This window comes from Streptomyces sp. NPDC000410 (assembly GCF_040300305.1).
In the GTDB taxonomy this organism is placed as follows: domain Bacteria; phylum Actinomycetota; class Actinomycetes; order Streptomycetales; family Streptomycetaceae; genus Streptomyces.
In genome coordinates this window covers 95,760-111,876 of record NZ_JBEPDM010000007.1, presented here as the reverse complement: position 1 = coordinate 111,876, position 16,117 = coordinate 95,760, and the positions used below count along the sequence as shown (strand labels likewise).

General features: G+C 73.2%; 17 protein-coding genes. 6 read left to right on the top strand and 11 right to left on the bottom strand.

Annotated features, from left to right (window positions below; all coding sequences use genetic code 11):
- Nucleotides 1-94 precede the first annotated feature (94 nt).
- From ABT342_RS11600 to ABT342_RS11580, 5 genes are all read left to right on the top strand, one after another.
- Nucleotides 95-1,255 (top strand): ADP-ribosylglycohydrolase family protein, encoded by a 1,161-nt coding sequence (locus ABT342_RS11600; protein WP_351570626.1) that lies wholly within the window; start codon nucleotides 95-97, stop codon nucleotides 1,253-1,255.
- Entirely contained in the window at nucleotides 1,252-2,628 is a 1,377-nt protein-coding gene (locus tag ABT342_RS11595) for an ADP-ribosylglycohydrolase family protein (protein WP_351570623.1), read from the top strand. Before ABT342_RS11600 ends, ABT342_RS11595 begins: the two co-directional genes overlap by 4 nt.
- Nucleotides 2,625-3,533: a ribokinase gene (gene rbsK / locus ABT342_RS11590; protein WP_351570620.1), complete on the top strand. Its 909-nt coding sequence runs from the start codon at nucleotides 2,625-2,627 to the stop codon at nucleotides 3,531-3,533. Before ABT342_RS11595 ends, rbsK begins: the two co-directional genes overlap by 4 nt.
- Nucleotides 3,534-3,599: 66 nt before the next feature.
- Nucleotides 3,600-4,808, top strand: coding sequence for a CaiB/BaiF CoA transferase family protein (locus ABT342_RS11585; RefSeq protein ID WP_351570617.1), 1,209 nt, complete (start codon nucleotides 3,600-3,602; stop codon nucleotides 4,806-4,808).
- Nucleotides 4,805-5,644: an HpcH/HpaI aldolase/citrate lyase family protein gene (locus ABT342_RS11580; protein WP_351570614.1), complete on the top strand. Its 840-nt coding sequence runs from the start codon at nucleotides 4,805-4,807 to the stop codon at nucleotides 5,642-5,644. Before ABT342_RS11585 ends, ABT342_RS11580 begins: the two co-directional genes overlap by 4 nt.
- A 170-nt stretch (nucleotides 5,645-5,814) precedes the next feature.
- Here the strand turns inward: ABT342_RS11580 and lgt are convergent, their stop codons facing one another.
- From lgt to hisI, 11 genes are all read right to left on the bottom strand, one after another.
- Entirely contained in the window at nucleotides 5,815-6,840 is a 1,026-nt protein-coding gene (gene lgt / locus ABT342_RS11575) for a prolipoprotein diacylglyceryl transferase (RefSeq protein WP_351570611.1), read from the bottom strand.
- A 162-nt stretch (nucleotides 6,841-7,002) separates the two neighbouring features.
- Nucleotides 7,003-7,845, bottom strand: a complete 843-nt coding sequence (locus tag ABT342_RS11570) for a DsbA family protein (RefSeq protein ID WP_502965516.1) — start codon at nucleotides 7,843-7,845, stop codon at nucleotides 7,003-7,005.
- A 118-nt stretch (nucleotides 7,846-7,963) separates the two neighbouring features.
- Nucleotides 7,964-8,776 (bottom strand): tryptophan synthase subunit alpha, encoded by an 813-nt coding sequence (gene trpA, locus ABT342_RS11565; protein ID WP_351570604.1) that lies wholly within the window; start codon nucleotides 8,774-8,776, stop codon nucleotides 7,964-7,966.
- Entirely contained in the window at nucleotides 8,773-10,065 is a 1,293-nt protein-coding gene (trpB, locus tag ABT342_RS11560) for a tryptophan synthase subunit beta (RefSeq protein ID WP_351570601.1), read from the bottom strand. The genes trpA and trpB overlap by 4 nt, the downstream gene beginning before the upstream one ends.
- A gap of 73 nt (nucleotides 10,066-10,138) precedes the next feature.
- On the bottom strand, nucleotides 10,139-10,351 hold the full coding sequence (gene trpM / locus ABT342_RS11555; RefSeq protein ID WP_351570598.1) for a tryptophan biosynthesis modulator TrpM: 213 nt from the start codon (nucleotides 10,349-10,351) through the stop codon (nucleotides 10,139-10,141).
- A gap of 7 nt (nucleotides 10,352-10,358) precedes the next feature.
- A complete protein-coding gene (gene trpC / locus ABT342_RS11550; protein WP_351570597.1) occupies nucleotides 10,359-11,168 on the bottom strand; it encodes an indole-3-glycerol phosphate synthase TrpC in 810 nt (269 codons plus the stop codon).
- A gap of 127 nt (nucleotides 11,169-11,295) precedes the next feature.
- Nucleotides 11,296-11,748: a DUF2752 domain-containing protein gene (locus tag ABT342_RS11545; protein WP_351571004.1), complete on the bottom strand. Its 453-nt coding sequence runs from the start codon at nucleotides 11,746-11,748 to the stop codon at nucleotides 11,296-11,298.
- 652 nt (nucleotides 11,749-12,400) lie between these two features.
- On the bottom strand, nucleotides 12,401-12,676 hold the full coding sequence (locus ABT342_RS11540) for an HGxxPAAW family protein (protein ID WP_351570595.1): 276 nt from the start codon (nucleotides 12,674-12,676) through the stop codon (nucleotides 12,401-12,403).
- A gap of 101 nt (nucleotides 12,677-12,777) precedes the next feature.
- Nucleotides 12,778-13,413, bottom strand: a complete 636-nt coding sequence (locus ABT342_RS11535) for a TIGR02234 family membrane protein (protein ID WP_351570593.1) — start codon at nucleotides 13,411-13,413, stop codon at nucleotides 12,778-12,780.
- A gap of 14 nt (nucleotides 13,414-13,427) precedes the next feature.
- Nucleotides 13,428-14,918, bottom strand: coding sequence for an anthranilate synthase component I (locus ABT342_RS11530; RefSeq protein WP_351570591.1), 1,491 nt, complete (start codon nucleotides 14,916-14,918; stop codon nucleotides 13,428-13,430).
- Between the two features lie 11 nt (nucleotides 14,919-14,929).
- Nucleotides 14,930-15,289, bottom strand: coding sequence for a phosphoribosyl-AMP cyclohydrolase (hisI, locus tag ABT342_RS11525; protein ID WP_351570589.1), 360 nt, complete (start codon nucleotides 15,287-15,289; stop codon nucleotides 14,930-14,932).
- An 84-nt stretch (nucleotides 15,290-15,373) separates the two neighbouring features.
- Between hisI and ABT342_RS11520 the strand changes: the two genes are divergently transcribed.
- Nucleotides 15,374-16,012: a TIGR03085 family metal-binding protein gene (locus ABT342_RS11520; protein ID WP_351570587.1), complete on the top strand. Its 639-nt coding sequence runs from the start codon at nucleotides 15,374-15,376 to the stop codon at nucleotides 16,010-16,012.
- Nucleotides 16,013-16,117 lie beyond the last annotated feature (105 nt).

Genomic DNA, 16,117 nt, shown 5'->3' with positions numbered 1-16,117 from the left:
TGATCCACCGGGCAGGCCCTAACTCCCTCTGTCGGATACGAATCCCCGACTCAGCGTTCCCCACCCGCGACCGCCCCGGGTGGACAATTCCGACATGACACCCCCCAGGCTCACGACACTCGATGACCGGATCACGGGCTCCCTCGTCGGCGCGGCGGTCGGCGACGCCCTCGGCGGACCGGTCGAGGGGTACACCCCGGAACAGATCGTGGAACGGCACGGCGGCCGCGTACACGGCATCGTCGGCCCGTGGCACGGCGACGACTGGCGCACCGCCCGCCCCATCGCGCCGTACCACAAGGGCGACGGCCACGTCACCGACGACACCCTGATGACGCACGCCCTGATCCGCGTCTACGGGACCGTACGCGACCACCTCGACGCCTACGCCGTCGCCGACCACCTCGTCCCCGACCTCCTCTCCGTCCCACGCTGGATCCCCGAACTCGAAGCCGAAGCCCTCCCCCTCCAGCGCGTCTTCCTCGCCGAGAAGTGGCTCGCCGCCCGCATCCACTACGGCCACGCCGACCCGCGCGAGGCGGGCACCGGCAACATCGTCAACTGCGGCGCCGCGATGTACATGGCGCCGGTCGGCCTGGTCAACGCCGCCAACCCGGCCGCCGCCTACGCCGAGGCGCTCGACATCGCGGGCGCCCACCAGTCCTCCTACGGCCGTGAGGCGGCGGGCGTCCTCGCGGCAGCGGTCGCCGCGGCCTGCGTACCCGGCGCGACCCCCACGACGGTCGTCGACACCTGCCTCTCCCTCGCCAAGGACGGGACGCGTCCGGCGATCGAGGCGGTGGCCGAAGTCGCCGCCCGGCACAGTGACTTCGAACCGGCCCTGCGCCCCCTGCGCGAGGCCGTCGCCCCGTTCGACACCGTCGGCCCCGACTACCGCGCCCCCTCCCTCGCCGCCCGCCGCCCTTCCCGGCTGCACTCCATCGAGGAGCTCCCCATCGCCCTGGGCATGCTGCTCATCGGCGACGGCGACTACCGCCGTACCGTCCTCGGCTCCGTCAACTACGGCCGCGACTGCGATTCCATCGCCACCATGTCCGGCGCGATCGCGGGCGCCCTGTACGGCGAGGAGCCGATCCCCACCGACTGGGTGAAGACCGTGGCGGAGGCGAGCCGCCTCGATCTGCACGCTCCGGCACGGACGCTGACGGAGGTCACGTACGAGATGTTCGCCCGCGACACGGAGCGCCGCCGCGCCCACGAGGCCGACTTCGCCCAGCTGACGGTCCGCCGATGACGGACCTCCGCCTCACCTGGGTCCAGCCGGAGGACCTGATCGGCCACGAACTCCGCCAGGCCGCGGAGGACGGCCGCGACGCCTCGGAGATCGCCCACCGGTGGCGGTCCGCGGGCGGCCCCCCGGCGCCCCGCCACGCGGGCGCGTCCCCGGCCCCCGCGCCCCCGCACCTGCGCGATCTGGCGATCCAGCTGCTGGACGAACTGTCCGCGCTCCCTTCCCCGTTGGCCGCCGACGAACCGACGGAGCTGTCGGCCGTCGTGGCGCTCTGCCCCGACTGGCCGGCTCCTGCCACCGCCCACGAGACGCTCCCGGCCCCCCTCCTCCACCGGCTCCACGCCGCCTGGCTCGGCCGGGCCGCCGGGTGCCTGCTCGGCAAGCCCGTCGAGAAGCTGCCCCTGCCCGCCATCCGCGCCCTCGCCCGCGCCGCCGGCAACTGGCCGCTCACCACCTGGTTCACCGAGAAGGGCGTCCCTCCCGAACTGCTGCGCGCACACCCCTGGAACCGCCGTTCCGCCACCACCTCCCTTGCCGAGAACATCGACGGCATGCCCGAGGACGACGACCTCAACTACCCCCTCCTCAACCTGCTGCTGCTCCAGCGCCACGGTCGCTCCTTCCACACGTGCGACGTCGCCCGGCTCTGGCTGGACGAACTCCCCGCCGGCCGTACCTTCACCGCCGAACGCGCCGCCTACCGCAACCTCCTCTCCGGCATCGAGCCACCTCTCACCGCCTCCCACCACAACCCGTTCCGCGAATGGATCGGCGCCGCCATCCGCGCCGACGTGCACGGCTGGACCCACCCCGGCGACCCGGCGGCCGCCGCCGCGCAGGCGCACCGGGACGCGTCCCTCACCCACACCGCCAACGGCGTGTACGGCGCGATGTTCCTCGCCGCCGCGCTCGCCGACGCGGCCACCGGCAGCACCGACGTCCACCAGTGCCTGCGCACCGGCCTGCGCGTGGTCCCGCCCCGCTCCCGCCTCGCCGCCGCCGTCCGCCTCGGCATCGATACGGCTGCCGCACACACCGACTTCGACGACGTCGTGGACCGCCTCCACACCGCCTACGGCACGTACCACTGGGTGCACGTCATCCCCAACACCGCCCTCCTCTCCGCCGCCCTCACCCACGCCGACGGCGACTTCACCGGCTCCATCTGCCGTGCCGTGTCCGGCGGCTGGGACACCGACTCCAACGGCGCCACCGCCGGCTCCCTCGCCGGACTGCTCGCCGGCCATCCGGACCGGCTGCCCGAGCGGTGGACCGCCCCGCTCAAGAACCGGCTCGCCACCACCGTCGCCGGATTCGACGGCACCGGATTCGACTCCCTCGCCCACGCCACCCTTCAGGAGGTTCTCGGCCCATGACCGGCATCGTGGTGCTCGGCAGCACCAACATGGACCTCGTCGCCTACGTCCCGAAGGCCCCCGGGCGCGGAGAGACCGTGACGGGACGCGAGTTCCGTACGGTCCCCGGCGGCAAGGGCGCCAACCAGGCCGTCGCCGCCGCCCGCGCCGGCGGCGCCGTGTCGATGATCGGCGCCGTGGGCACCGACGACTTCGGCGGACGCCTGCGGGCCACGCTCGACGGCTCCGGCGTCGACACCGATCTGCTGCGCACCACCGAAGGGCCCTCCGGAACCGCGCACATCGTCGTGGACGACGAGGGCGGCAACGCGATCGTCGTCATCCCCGGCGCCAACGGCACCGTCGACCACCTCACCCCCGGCGACGAAGGCCTCATCGCCACCGCCGAGGCGCTCCTCCTCCAGCTCGAACTCCCCCTTCCCGGCGTGACCGCCGGTGCCGAGGCCGCCCGCCGTCATGGCGTACGGACCATCCTCACCCCCGCCCCCGCGCAGCCACTTCCTCCCGAACTGCTCGCCGCCACCAGCCTGTTGGTGCCCAACGAGCACGAGGCCGCCGCGCTCACCGGCATCGCCGACCCGCACGCCGCCGTCGAGGCGCTGCTCCGGCAGGTGCCCGAGGTCGTGATCACCCTGGGCGCGGCCGGCAGCCTCTACGCCGCCCGCGGCGCCCGGCCGGTCACCGTCCCCGCCCCGCACGTCCGCGCCGTCGACACGACCGCCGCGGGCGACACCTTCGTCGGCGCCCTCGCCGTGGCCCTCGTCGAGGGCAGGCCGATGCCCGCCGCGATGGCCTGGGCATCGGCGGCCGCAGCGCTCTCCGTCCAGCACGAGGGCGCCTCGTCCTCCATGCCGTACCGCGTGGAGATCGACGAAGCCGCAGCGGACACCCCGGTCAGCGGTTGACCGCGGCCTCTTCTCCCCTCCGCCGGACACCCCCGAGCCCCCGCAGGAGCCTCGCAAGGAGCCCCCATGCACCACCCCGTCCCCGCCGGAGCCGGCCCGCTCGCCGGGCTGCGCGTCCTCGATCTGGCCACCCTCTTCGCCGGTCCGCTCGCCGCGACGATGCTCGGCGACTTCGGCGCCGACGTCATCAAGGTCGAACACCCCCGCAAACCCGACCCGTCCCGCGGACACGGCCCCGACAAGAACGGCATCGGCCTGTGGTGGAAGCTGCTCGGCCGCAACAAGCGCACCATCACCCTCGACCTGTCCACACCCGGCGGCCGCGACACCCTCCTCCGCCTCGCCGCCACCGCCGACGTCGTCATCGAGAACTTCCGCCCCGGCACCCTGGAGAAGTGGCGGCTCGGCTGGGACGAGCTGAGCACCGCCAACCCCGGACTCGTCCTGGCCCGGGTCACCGGCTTCGGCCAGTTCGGCCCGTACTGTCACCGCCCCGGCTTCGGCACCCTGGCCGAGGCGATGAGCGGCTTCGCCGCCATCACCGGCGAACCCGACGGTCCGCCCACGCTCCCTCCCTTCGGTCTCGCCGACTCGATCGCCGCGCTCGCCACCTCCTACGCCGTCATGACCGCCCTCACCGCCCGCGCCACCGGCGGTCGTGGCCAGGTCGTCGACATGGCCATCATCGAACCGATCCTCACCGTCCTCGGCCCGCAGCCCATCTGGTACGACCAGCTCGGCTACGTCCAGCCGAGGGCCGGCAACCGCTCCCGCAACAACGCCCCGCGCAACACCTACCGCGCGTCCGACGGCTCCTGGCTCGCCGTCTCCACCTCCGCCCAGTCCGTCGCCGAACGCGTCCTGCGGCTCGTCGGGCGCCCCGAGTTCACCCGCGAGCCGTGGTTCGCGACCGGCAGCGGGCGGGCCGAGCACGCCGACGAACTCGACGAGGCGGTGGGCGCCTGGATCGCCCGCCACACCCGTGACGAGGTCGTCGCCGCGTTCGAGAAGGCGGAGGCGGCGGTCGCCCCCGTCTACGACATCCGCGACGTCATGGACGATCCCCAGTACCGCGCGCTCGACAGCGTCACCGAGGTGCCCGACCCGGAGCTCGGGCCGATCCGTATGCAGAACATCCTTTTCCGCCTCTCCGACACTCCTGGTGCCATCCGCTGGGCCGGCCGGCCCCACGGCGCGGACACCGACACGGTCCTGGCCGAGCTCGGGCTCACCCCCGATCGCATCACCGCGCTGCGCGCCGAGGGCGCGCTATGACCCCGCCCCTGGCAGCCCCCGCTCCGCCCGTCGGCCCGGAGACCGCCCCCCTCACCTGGCTGTACGCCCCCGGCGACCATCCCGATGTCGTCCACAAGGCCCTGTCCTGCGGAGCCGACATCGTCATCGTCGACCTCGAGGACGCGGTCGCTCCCGACCGCAAGAACTACGCCCTCGCGGCGACCGCCGAACTGCTCGCCTCCCCTCACCCCGTGCCCGTTCATGTCCGGATCCACGCAGAGCAGGACATCGCGGCGCTGGCCGGACTTCCGGGCCTGTCCGCACTGCGTATCCCCAAGGTGACACACGCCACTGACATCCGGGGTCCGGCGACGCTCGCCCCGGGGACGGAGCTGTACGCACTGCTGGAATCGGCGACCGGCGTCGAGCACGCGTACGCGATCGCGACCGCCGATCCCGCGGTCCGCGGAATCGCGCTCGGGGAGGCGGATCTCCGCGCCGACCTGGGCGTACGGGACGACCGCGGGCTCGACTGGCCGCGCAGCCGCATCGTGGTCGCGGCCCGCGCGGCCGGCCTCGCACCGCCACCGCAGTCCGTGTTCCCGGACATCCGCGACCTGGACGGCCTCGCCGACTCCTGCGCCCACGGCCGCGCCCTCGGCTTCCTGGGCCGGGCGGCGATCCACCCCCGGCAGCTCCCGGTCATCGAGCGGGCGTATCTGCCGGGCCCGGAGGAGGTGGAGGCGGCGGAGGAGATCGTCAAGGCGGCGGCGACGGACGCGGGCGCGCTGGCGCTGCCCGACGGCCGCTTCGTCGACGCGGCGGTCGTGGCGGCGGCCCACCGCACGCTGTCCCTGGCCCGCCGCGGCGACTGACCCGTCCGACGCCCGGCCCACGGCCCCGAACGGGGTTCCGGAGTGCCCGGCGCGTGGGACGGCCGCAGGCCGGTGGTACCGGACGCCGGTGGGGCGAACGCCGAGGGCCGCCCGGCTGGTGCAGCCGGGCGGCCCTTGGGTGTGTGGAGCGTGTGTGAGCGGGAGCGGGGTCAGCTCTTGCCCGCGGAACCCGAGTCCGCCGGTTCCCCGTCGCGCTCCTTGCCCGCGGTACCGGGCTCGGTCACGGCCTCGGGCTCCGAGCCCGCCCCGGAGTCCGGGTCGGAGGCCTCGGAGGCGTCCGAGGCCTTGGAGTCGTCCGAGGCGTCCGGGGCCTTGGAGAGATCGACAGCGTCCGTGACGTCCTTCGCCGCGGTGACCTCGGCCCCCGAAGGCTCGACGACCTCCTCACGGCCCGGGCGCAGCCGGGACGAGATCGCGATGTACGCCACCGCGAGGGCGAAGACCACGATCGCGGTCCATACGTTCAGACGCAGGCCCAGGATGTGGTGGGCGTCGTCGATGCGCAGGTACTCGGTCCAGACGCGCCCGGCGCAGTACGCGGCGACGTACAGCGCGAACGCCCGCCCGTGGCCGAGCGTGAAGCGGCGGTCGGCCCAGATGACGAGCAGGGCGACGCCGACGCACCACAGCGACTCGTACAGGAACGTCGGGTGGTACAGGCCTTCCGCACGGTTCACGCCCTCGCTGATCTCGAGGGCCCAGGGCAGATCCGTCGGCTTGCCGTACAGCTCCTGGTTGAACCAGTTGCCCCACCGGCCGATCGCCTGCGCGAAGGCGATGCCGGGCGCGATGGCGTCGGCGTACGCGGGCAGCGGGATGCCCCGCCGACGGCAGCCGATCCAGGCGCCGACCGCGCCGAACGCGATCGCGCCCCAGATGCCGAGGCCGCCCTCCCAGATCTTGAACGCGTCGACCCAGTTCTCACCCTCGCTGAAGTACAGCTGGTAGTCGGTGATCACGTGGTACAGACGGCCGCCGACGAGGCCGAACGGCACCGCCCAGACGGCGATGTCGGCCACCGTGCCGGCTCTGCCGCCGCGGGCGATCCAGCGCTTGTTGCCGTACCAGACGGCGACGAAGACACCGATGATGATGCAGAAGGCATAGCCGCGCAGCGGAACCGGTCCGAGGTTGATCACACCGGTCGACGGGCTGGGAATGTAGGCAAGGTCCATGGCATGACCGACGCTACCCTGCCGGGCCGGGCTCACGGCAACCGACGGGGCAACGTCTGCGTAACGAGCCGCGACTCCCGGGGGGATCAGCCCGCGGCTCCCGGGGGTGACCAGCCCGCGGCTCCCGGGGTGGTCAAGGGGCCGGGCTCGCCGGGTGACCGCTCAGGACGCCGCCGGGCTCGGCTGCTCCGTCCCCGGCTTCTTGTCCTTGTTCGCCTCCTCGACCCACTTCTTCAGGTTCGCCGGGGAGATCTGCTCGTTGCCCTTCTGCGGGAAGACCGGTTCCCCGTTGAGCAGCACGGTCGGCGTACCGCTGAAGTCGCCCGCGCGGAAGGCTTCGGCCGACTTGTCGACCCAGCTGTCGTGCGTGCCGTCCTCGACGCACTTGCGGAACGCCGGGGTGTCGAGCCCCTCGACCTTGCCCGCGAGCTCGATCAGCTTGCTGTTCTTGGCGAAGGCGTCGTCGACCTCCGCGGGCTGGTTCTGGTACAGCACGTCGTGGTACGGGACGAACTTGCCGGCGTCCTGCGCACACGCCGCCGCGTTCGCCGCGCGCAGGGAGCCGCTGCCGCCCATGTTGCCGTCGATGATCGTGGCGAGGTGGTACTCGACCTTGAGCTGTCCGGAGTCCGTCAGCTCATGGATCGTTTCCCGGAACCCGTTCTCGAACTGGGCGCAGGCGGGGCAGCGGAAGTCCTCCCAGATCGTGAGCGTGGACGGCGCGTCGCTCGCGCCCGCCGGGAGCGCGAGGGACTTCTCGCCCTCGGCGCCGCTCGGCGCGACGACCGGGCCTCCGGCGGCGTCGGAGTCCTTGCCGCCCCCTCCTCCGCCGGTGTTGGCCGCGATGACGCCGACGACCGCGGCCAGGCCGAGGACACCCACCACGGCCGCCGACACGATCAGCAGGCGCCGCCGCTTCTCGCGCGCCTTCTGCAGCTCACGTTCCTGCTGGAGCCGCTCTCGGGCGGCCCGCTTTCCGTCACGGTTCTTCTCGTTCACGCCCACAGCAACGAACCGGGGAGGCACGTGCGTGCCTCCCCGGTCCCAGGTCCACCCGTACGGGTGACCCAATATGACGTGACCCAATATGACGCAATATGACGAGATGCGTCGGCCGTGGCCGTCAGCGCTTGCGGACGCCTTCCGCCAGCTCGCCCGCGAGCGCCCGTACCGCCGCGATCCCGGCCTCGTGGCTGTCCGCGTCGAGCACCCGCTTGACGAAGGCCGAGCCGACGATGACACCGTCGGCGAAGCCCGCGACCTCGGCGGCCTGTTCGGCGTTGGAGACGCCCAGGCCGACGCAGACGGGGAGCTCGGTGGTGGCGCGGGTGCGCCGCACCAGGTCCTGGGCCTGGGCGCCGACCGATGCGCGGGTGCCGGTGACGCCCATCAGCGAGGCGGCGTAGACGAAGCCGGAACCGGCCGACGTGATCGTGCCGAGGCGCTCGTCCTTGCTGCTGGGCGCGACGACGAAGACCGTGGCCAGGCCGTGCTTCTCGGCGTGCTCACGCCACACCGCGGACTCCTCGACCGGCAGGTCGGGCAGGATGCAGCCCGCGCCGCCCGCCTCGGCGAGCTCGGCGGTGAAGCGCGCGATGCCGTAGCGGTCGATGGGGTTCCAGTACGTCATGACGAGGACGGGCTTGCCCGTGGCCTCGTGGGCCTCGCGGACCGTACGCATCACATCGGCGATCCGTACACCGCCGCGCAGCGCGATGTCGTCGGCGGTCTGGATGACCGGGCCGTCGAGGACCGGGTCGCTGTGCGGCAGGCCGACCTCCACGACGTCGGCGCCCCCCTCGAAGGCCGCCTTGACCGCCTCGATGCCGCCGTCGACGGTCGGGAACCCGGCCGGGAGGTAGGCGATGAGCGCGGCCCTGTTCTCGGCCTTGGCCTGCGCCAGGGTGTCGCTCAACAGCTGGATGTTGCCGCTCACTTGGCGTCCCCCTCGATCTCGGCGATCTCGCCGGTCGCGTCCGCCTCGACGACGTGCGCGGCTTCCTTGTCGTACAGGCCGAAGTAGCGCGCGGCCGTGTCCATGTCCTTGTCGCCGCGGCCGGACAGATTGACCAGGATCAGCCCGTCCTTGCCGAGCTCCTTGCCGAGCTCCAGGGCTCCGGCGAGCGCGTGCGCGGACTCGATCGCCGGGATGATGCCTTCCGTGCGCGACAGCAGTCGCAGCGCCTGCATGGCGGCGTCGTCGGTCACGGCCCGGTACTCGCCGCGTCCGCTGTCCTTCAGGTACGAGTGCTCCGGGCCGATGCCCGGGTAGTCGAGTCCGGCCGAGATGGAGTACGGCTCGGTGATCTGGCCCTCGTCGTCCTGGAGGACGTACGAACGCGAGCCGTGCAGGATGCCGGGCTCGCCCGCGGTCAGCGTGGCCGCGTGCTCGCCGGTCTCGACGCCGTGGCCGGCCGGCTCGCAGCCGACCAGCCGTACGCCCTCGTCCGGGATGAAGGCGTGGAACAGGCCGATCGCGTTCGAACCGCCGCCGACGCAGGCGACGGCCGCGTCGGGGAGGCGGCCGGCACGCTCCAGGATCTGGCGGCGGGCCTCGACGCCGATGACGCGGTGGAAGTCGCGGACCATGGCCGGGAAGGGGTGGGGGCCGGCGACCGTACCGAAGAGGTAGTGGGTGTGGTCGACGTTGGCGACCCAGTCGCGGAACGCCTCGTTGATGGCGTCCTTGAGGGTGCGGCTGCCGGACTTCACCGGGATGACCTCGGCGCCGAGGATGCGCATCCGGGCGACGTTCAGCGCCTGGCGCTGGGTGTCGATCTCGCCCATGTAGATGGTGCATTCGAGGCCGAAGAGGGCGCAGGCGGTGGCGGTGGCGACGCCGTGCTGGCCGGCGCCGGTCTCGGCGATGACCCGGGTCTTGCCCATGCGCTTGGTGAGCAGGGCCTGGCCCAGCACGTTGTTGATCTTGTGCGAGCCGGTGTGGTTGAGGTCCTCGCGCTTGAGGAAGATGCGCGCGCCGCCCGCGTGTTCGGCGAACCGGGGCACCTCGGTCAGGGCGCTGGGGCGGCCGGTGTAGTGGACGAGCAGATCGTTGAGCTCGGCGGCGAAAGCGGGGTCGGACTTGGCCTTGTCGTACTCGACGGCGACCTCGTCGACGGCGGCGACGAGGGCCTCGGGGATGAACTTGCCGCCGAAGTCACCGAAGTATCCGGCGGCGTTCGGGACCCGGCCCTCGGGGTCGGGAAAGAAGTAGTCGCTGGGCATGCCAGAACTCCTCAGGAGCTGAAAAGAGCTGAAAAGAAGTGGGGAGGATGACGGTTGACGCTGAGCGCGCGGCTCAGCGGCGCCATCGCATGCCGTTGACCTGGCCGGGCTCGTCCCCGATGACGTACCGGACGCGCCGTCCGTGCACCCGCCGGGCCGGGGCGCGGCAGCCGCGCGGGCGGCAGCCGCGCGCCAGCGGGGCGTGCGGTACGCGTGCCGTGGCCGCCCCTGCCGAGCGGAGGCTCGGCCGGGCGGACGACGGCGCACGGCGGACGACGGCGGTCATGGGGAGGTCAGTCCCTCCCGTGCCGCAGCGCCGGGTGGGCGCCGGCGGCGACCAGGTCGGCCACGGCGGCCTTCGGGTCGCGGCCGGTGACCAGGGACTCGCCCACGAGGACGGCGTCGGCTCCGGCGTTGGCGTACGCGATCAGGTCGTGCGGGCCGCGGATGCCGGACTCGGCGATCTTGACGATGCCCGCGGGGATCTCGGGGGCGACGCGTTCGAAGGTGGAACGGTCGACCTCGAGGGTCTTGAGGTTGCGCGCGTTGACGCCGATGATCTTGGCTCCGGCGTCGACGGCACGCTCGACCTCGTCCTCGTCGTGGACCTCGACGAGTGGGGTGAGCCCGATCGACTCGGCGCGCTCGATCAGCGAGACCAGGGCCTCCTGGTCGAGCGCGGCGACGATCAGCAGTGCGAGGTCGGCGCCGTAGGCACGGGCCTCCCACAGCTGGTAGGAGGTGACGATGAAGTCCTTGCGGAGCAGCGGGATGTCGACCCGCGCCCGCACGGCTTCCAGGTCCGCGAGCGAGCCGCCGAAGCGGCGCTGCTCGGTGAGGACGGAGATGACGGCAGCGCCGCCCGCCTCGTAGTCGGCTGCGAGTCCGGCCGGATCCGCGATCGCGGCGAGCGCGCCCTTGGAGGGGCTGGAGCGCTTCACCTCGCAGATGACCTTGACCCCGTCGCCTCGGAGCGCGGCCACACCGTCCTTGGCCTGGGGCGCCTTGGCGGCACGCTCCTTGAGCTCGTCGAGGCTGACCCGCGCCTGCCGCTCTGCGAGGTCGGCGCGCACGCCTTCGATGATCTCGTCGAGCACACTCACGCGAGCGGCCCCCTTCCGGGAGGTTGATGGTGGATCACTGTCAGCAATGTCGATGGTATCCGCAGGAGAGCGAAGGCTCCGCATCCGGTTGACGAGCATCCCACTACCTGGGACTTCGTCGGGCGGGTCACGGCGCGAGCCCTGACCCGAACGGCAGGTTCCGTACGACGGTGAAGATCAGCAGGACGGCGCCGAGGCCCCACCACCAGACGGGTGCCAGGTCGATCCGTACGGGCCGGTTCCGGATGGCGCGGATCAGCCAGATCACCCACAGGACCGCGAAGATCCCGTATCCGATGACGGCGAGGGCGTTGGCGCCGAACGCGGCGTCGAGGTCGCCGTGGATGAACGCGTGGGCACTGCGCAGGCCGCCGCAGCCGGGGCAGTAGATCCCGCCGAAGCGGAGCAGCGGGCAGACGGGGTAGTGGCCGGGCTCGTTCGGATCGACGGTGCCGACGTACGCGAACGCCGCGGCGACGCCTGCCAGCGTGGCGACCGGTGCGGCGATCCGCCGCCACAACGGGGCCCCGGCCGCCACGTGGCCGTGCGCCCACTGCGGGCCGCCCACGAACCCGCCCATCGGCGCGCCGCTCGCGCCGCCCGGGGCGGCCCCCGGGGCGGCCCCCGGGGCGGCACCCGGCACCGGGCCGGTTCCGGACACTGCCGCAGAGGTGACCCCGAACTCCGGCGCCTGGCCGGCTCCGATTCCGGCCGCGGCCGACGGCCCGTGACGCGGGACTCGCACCGCACCCGGCACCGGGCCGGTTCCGGACACTGCCCCGGAGGTGACCCCGAACTCCGGCGCCTGGCCGGCTCCGATTCCGGCCGCGGCCGACGGGAAACCCGCCGCGGCCGGTGCCTGCGGCGCCCCGCCGGCGCCGGGCGGCAGCCCGGGGACCGGGGCGCAGGCGGCACCCGGCGCCTCGTCCGCACCGGCCCCGGCCGCAGGCACGGTCCCGGACCCCGCCGACGAGGCCGCGGCGGCGGGCGGCGGAGGGGCGGCGGAGGGGTTGGAGGCGCGCCGGGGGGCGGGCGGAGGGGGGCCGGGGGACGCCGAAGGGAAGGGATCCACCTCGCGATTGTCCCCGGTCGTGCCGCGAGGCGCAGCCCGGGCTCGCCGGGCTGCGCCTCGCGGGGGAGCGCTGCGGGGGGTGTCGTGTGGATCAGCCGGGTCAGGGGGCATACGGGCCCGGCACGATCCACGGGACACCCCTCAGGGGGTCAGCAGGGGGTCAGGAGGACGCCGCCTGGGCCGCCAGGCGGGCCTTCGAGGCCTCGCCGGCCTTGACGCGGGCCTCGGCGACGTGGGCCGGCTCCTTGGGCATGCCGAGACCGGCGGCCTTCATCGCAGCGCCGACGACACCGCCGAGCAGCGTGACGGCCATGCCGCCCCAGAAGCCGATCATGTTCCAGCCCACCAGGGCGACTCCCGCGATGCAGAAGCCGATGAAGCTGACGGTGACGCCGGTCCAGGCGGCCGGGTTGTGTCCGTGGTTGCTGCCCGCCATGAGTTCGCTCCTCGTTGGTGTTGCGTGTTGCGCGTGTGGGGTGTGAGCCGGACGCTCGTACGCCATTGTCCCGTATGAGCGGGGGTGCCCAGCGCCCGGGGTCAGTCGCGTGTGGGGTCCTCGCCGCGGTCCAGGGCCTTCCACAGGTCCTCGGGCCGGTCCGGGTCCGTCACGGGACGGGCGTCGCGCGCAGCGCGCTCGTAGCGGCCGGACATCGCGGGCCAGGTGGCGCCGTACCGCAGGGCCAGGAGCCCGGCGAGCAGGATCAGCAGCCCGGCGGCGGCCGTGACGTAGGGCCAGGCGGTGTGCGTGACGGCCTCGACCGCGGCCGCCGCGTCACCCGTGGTGCGGCGGGCCTCCGCGTCCAGGGCCGCGCTGTCCGACGCGCCGAGGAACGACGCCAGCGCCGCGCCGGCGCCGCTCAGGGCGAGCAGCGCGGAGACCAGCAGCCGGCCCGCGCGGCGGACGGCGAAGACCGCGACGAGCGCGGCGAGGCCGACGACGGCGAGCGCCGCGGGGACGCCGGTGACATCACGGCCGTCGGCGGTCAGCGACACGCTGCCGCCGCCGACCGCGGCCGTTCCCTCGGCCCAGATCCGGCCGGAGGCGAGCAGCACCACGGCGGCGCCGACGGCTCCCAGGAAGAGGGCCGTGGCGAGGGTGCGGCGGCCGCCCGCGGCAGCGGAAACGGGTGCGGTACGGGGCTGGGGTACGGATGCAGCACTCACGTACCCCACTATCCCCTACCGCCTCAGTGGCCGTTCAGCCGGTTCGCCGTGTGCACGGCCCGCAGCACCGCCGCCGCCTTGTTGCGGCATTCGGTGTCCTCGGCGACGGGGTCGGAGTCGGCCACGATCCCGGCCCCCGCCTGCACGTACGCCGTCCCGTCGCGCAGCAGCGCGGTGCGGATGGCGATCGCGGTGTCGGAGTCGCCCGCGAAGTCGAGGTAGCCGACGCAGCCGCCGTACAGCCCCCGCCGCGACGGCTCCAGCTCCTCGATGATCTGCATCGCGCGCGGCTTCGGGGCACCGGACAGCGTGCCCGCCGGAAAGCAGGCGGTCAGCACGTCGAAGGCCGTACGGTTCTCGGCGACCTTGCCGGTCACGGTGGACACGATGTGCATCACGTGCGAGTACCGCTCGATCGACATGAAGTCGACGACCTCGACCGAGCCCGGCTCGCAGACCCGCCCCAGGTCGTTGCGCCCGAGGTCGACCAGCATCAGGTGCTCGGCGCGCTCCTTGGGGTCGGCGAGCAGCTCCTCGGCGAGGTCGTGGTCCTCCTGCGGGGTGGCGCCGCGCGGGCGGGTGCCCGCGATGGGGTGGAGCATGGCGTGCCCGTCCTCGACCTTGACGAGGGCCTCGGGACTGGAGCCGACGACGTCGAAGCCGTCGAAGCGGAGCAGATACATGTACGGGCTCGGGTTGGTGGCCCGCAGCACCCGGTAGACGTCGAGCGCGCTCGCCGCGCACGGCGTCTCGAACCGCTGCGAGGGCACGACCTGGAAGGCCTCGCCCGCGCGGATGCGCTCCTTGATGTCCTCGACGGCCTCCTGGAACTGCTCCCCGCCCCACAGCGGCGCCGTGTACGGCGGCAGCTCGGACGGCGGCAGCGCGTGCGGTTCGTACTCGGCGGGCCGGGAGAGGTCGGCCTCCATGGCGTCGAGGCGGGCCACCGCGTCCGCGTACGCCTCGTCGGCACCCGTGTCGAGGTCGTTGTGGTTGATCGCGTTGGCGATCAACAGGACCGTGCCGTCCCAGTGGTCGAGCACGGCGAGGTCGGAGGTGAGCAGCATCGTCAGCTCGGGCAGCTGAAGGTCGTCCCCGCCGTGCTCGCCGATCTTCTCCAGCCTGCGGACGATGTCGTAGCCGAGGTAGCCGACCATGCCGCCGGTGAAGGGCGGCATGCCGGAGTGCAGGTCACGCGGGGTGTGCAGCGTCTCGACCGTGGCGCGCAGTGCCTTCAGCGGGTCGCCGTCGAGCGGGACGCCGACGGGCGGGGTGCCGAGCCAGTGCGCCTGACCGTCGCGGACGGTGAGGGTGGCGGCCGACCGTACGCCGATGAAGGAGTAGCGGGACCAGGAGCGCCCGTTCTCGGCGGATTCGAGAAGGAAGGTGCCCGGTCGCTCCGCGGCGAGCTTGCGGTACAGGCCGACGGGAGTGTCGCCGTCGGCGAGGAGCCTGCGGCTGACGGGGACGACGCGGCGGTCCGCGGCCAGCTTGCGGAAGGTCTCGAGATCCATAACCTACGACCCTACTGGCCGAGCGGCAGCACGTCGGCGTCGAAGCAGGTGCGGTCGCCGGTGTGACAGGCGGCTCCGACCTGGTCGACCTTGACGAGGACGGTGTCGGCGTCGCAGTCCAGCGCCACCGACTTGACGTGCTGGACGTGGCCGGATGTGTCCCCCTTGACCCAGTACTCCCGGCGGCTGCGGGACCAGTACGTGGCGCGGCCGGTGGTGAGCGTGCGGTGCAGGGCCTCGTCGTCCATCCAGCCGAGCATGAGCACCTCACCGGTGTCGTACTGCTGGGCGATGGCCGGAACCAGACCGTCGGCGCTGCGCTTGAGGCGGGCGGCGATGGCGGGGTCGAGTGCGCTGGGCGTGCTGGTCATGCCGCCATTGTGCCGCGTCGACATGGTTCGTCCGGCGGTGCGTCCACTGGGCGGACGAGGTGCCCCGGCCGTAGGCTGACCGGTATGTCGACCCATGCCAAGCGTGAACGGCTTCTGCTCGCCGACCTGTTGGAGGCCGCGGGACCCGATGCCCCCACTCTGTGCGAGGGCTGGAACACCCGCGACCTCGCCGCCCATGTCGTGGTCCGTGAGCGCCGCCCGGACGCGGCGGGCGGGATTCTGCTGGGCGCGCTCAGGAGCCGGCTGGAGCGGGTGCAGGCCGAGTTCGCGGCGAAGCCGTACGAGGAGCTGATCCAGCTGATCCGTACGGGTCCGCCGCGGATGTCGCCGTACGCGATCAAGCCGGTCGACGAGGGCGCGAACACGGTCGAGTTCTATGTGCACGCCGAGGACGTCCGGCGCGCGCAGCCGGACTGGACGCCGCGCGAGCTCGACCCGGTCTTCGCGGACGCGCTGTGGTCGCGGCTGGAGAAGGCGGCGAGGCTGCTGGGCCGCAAGTCGCCGGCGGGCCTCGTGCTGCGCCGCCCCAACGGCCAGACGGCGGTCGCGCACCGCGGCGCCCCGGTGGTGACGGTGACCGGGGAGCCGGGCGAGCTGACCCTGTTCACCTTCGGGCGGCAGGACGCGGCGCGGGTGGAGCTGGAGGGCGACAAGGACGCGATCGCCAAGGTGCACGAGGCGCGGCTGGGGCTGACCGGGTAGCTGACCCTGCGGGCGGGCACAGGGCCTGTCTTTCGGATCAAGGTCCGAGAGGCAGGCCCTATGCCGTGTCTGACAGATCCCGCCTGGCGCGCGACGCCCCTACGT

Excerpts from the sequence above, each read along its gene's own strand:
- ABT342_RS11600 (WP_351570626.1), top strand. The coding sequence starts at position 95 with ATGACACCCCCCAGGCTCACGACACTCGATGACCGGATCACGGGCTCC.
- ABT342_RS11595 (WP_351570623.1), top strand. The coding sequence starts at position 1,252 with ATGACGGACCTCCGCCTCACCTGGGTCCAGCCGGAGGACCTGATCGGC.
- rbsK (WP_351570620.1), top strand. The coding sequence starts at position 2,625 with ATGACCGGCATCGTGGTGCTCGGCAGCACCAACATGGACCTCGTCGCC.
- ABT342_RS11585 (WP_351570617.1), top strand. The coding sequence starts at position 3,600 with ATGCACCACCCCGTCCCCGCCGGAGCCGGCCCGCTCGCCGGGCTGCGC.
- ABT342_RS11580 (WP_351570614.1), top strand. The coding sequence starts at position 4,805 with ATGACCCCGCCCCTGGCAGCCCCCGCTCCGCCCGTCGGCCCGGAGACC.
- lgt (WP_351570611.1), bottom strand. The coding sequence starts at position 6,840 with ATGGACCTTGCCTACATTCCCAGCCCGTCGACCGGTGTGATCAACCTC.
- trpB (WP_351570601.1), bottom strand. The coding sequence starts at position 10,065 with ATGCCCAGCGACTACTTCTTTCCCGACCCCGAGGGCCGGGTCCCGAAC.
- trpM (WP_351570598.1), bottom strand. The coding sequence starts at position 10,351 with ATGACCGCCGTCGTCCGCCGTGCGCCGTCGTCCGCCCGGCCGAGCCTC.
- ABT342_RS11545 (WP_351571004.1), bottom strand. The coding sequence starts at position 11,748 with ATGGGCGGGTTCGTGGGCGGCCCGCAGTGGGCGCACGGCCACGTGGCG.
- ABT342_RS11540 (WP_351570595.1), bottom strand. The coding sequence starts at position 12,676 with ATGGCGGGCAGCAACCACGGACACAACCCGGCCGCCTGGACCGGCGTC.
- ABT342_RS11530 (WP_351570591.1), bottom strand. The coding sequence starts at position 14,918 with ATGGATCTCGAGACCTTCCGCAAGCTGGCCGCGGACCGCCGCGTCGTC.
- hisI (WP_351570589.1), bottom strand. The coding sequence starts at position 15,289 with ATGACCAGCACGCCCAGCGCACTCGACCCCGCCATCGCCGCCCGCCTC.
- ABT342_RS11520 (WP_351570587.1), top strand. The coding sequence starts at position 15,374 with ATGTCGACCCATGCCAAGCGTGAACGGCTTCTGCTCGCCGACCTGTTG.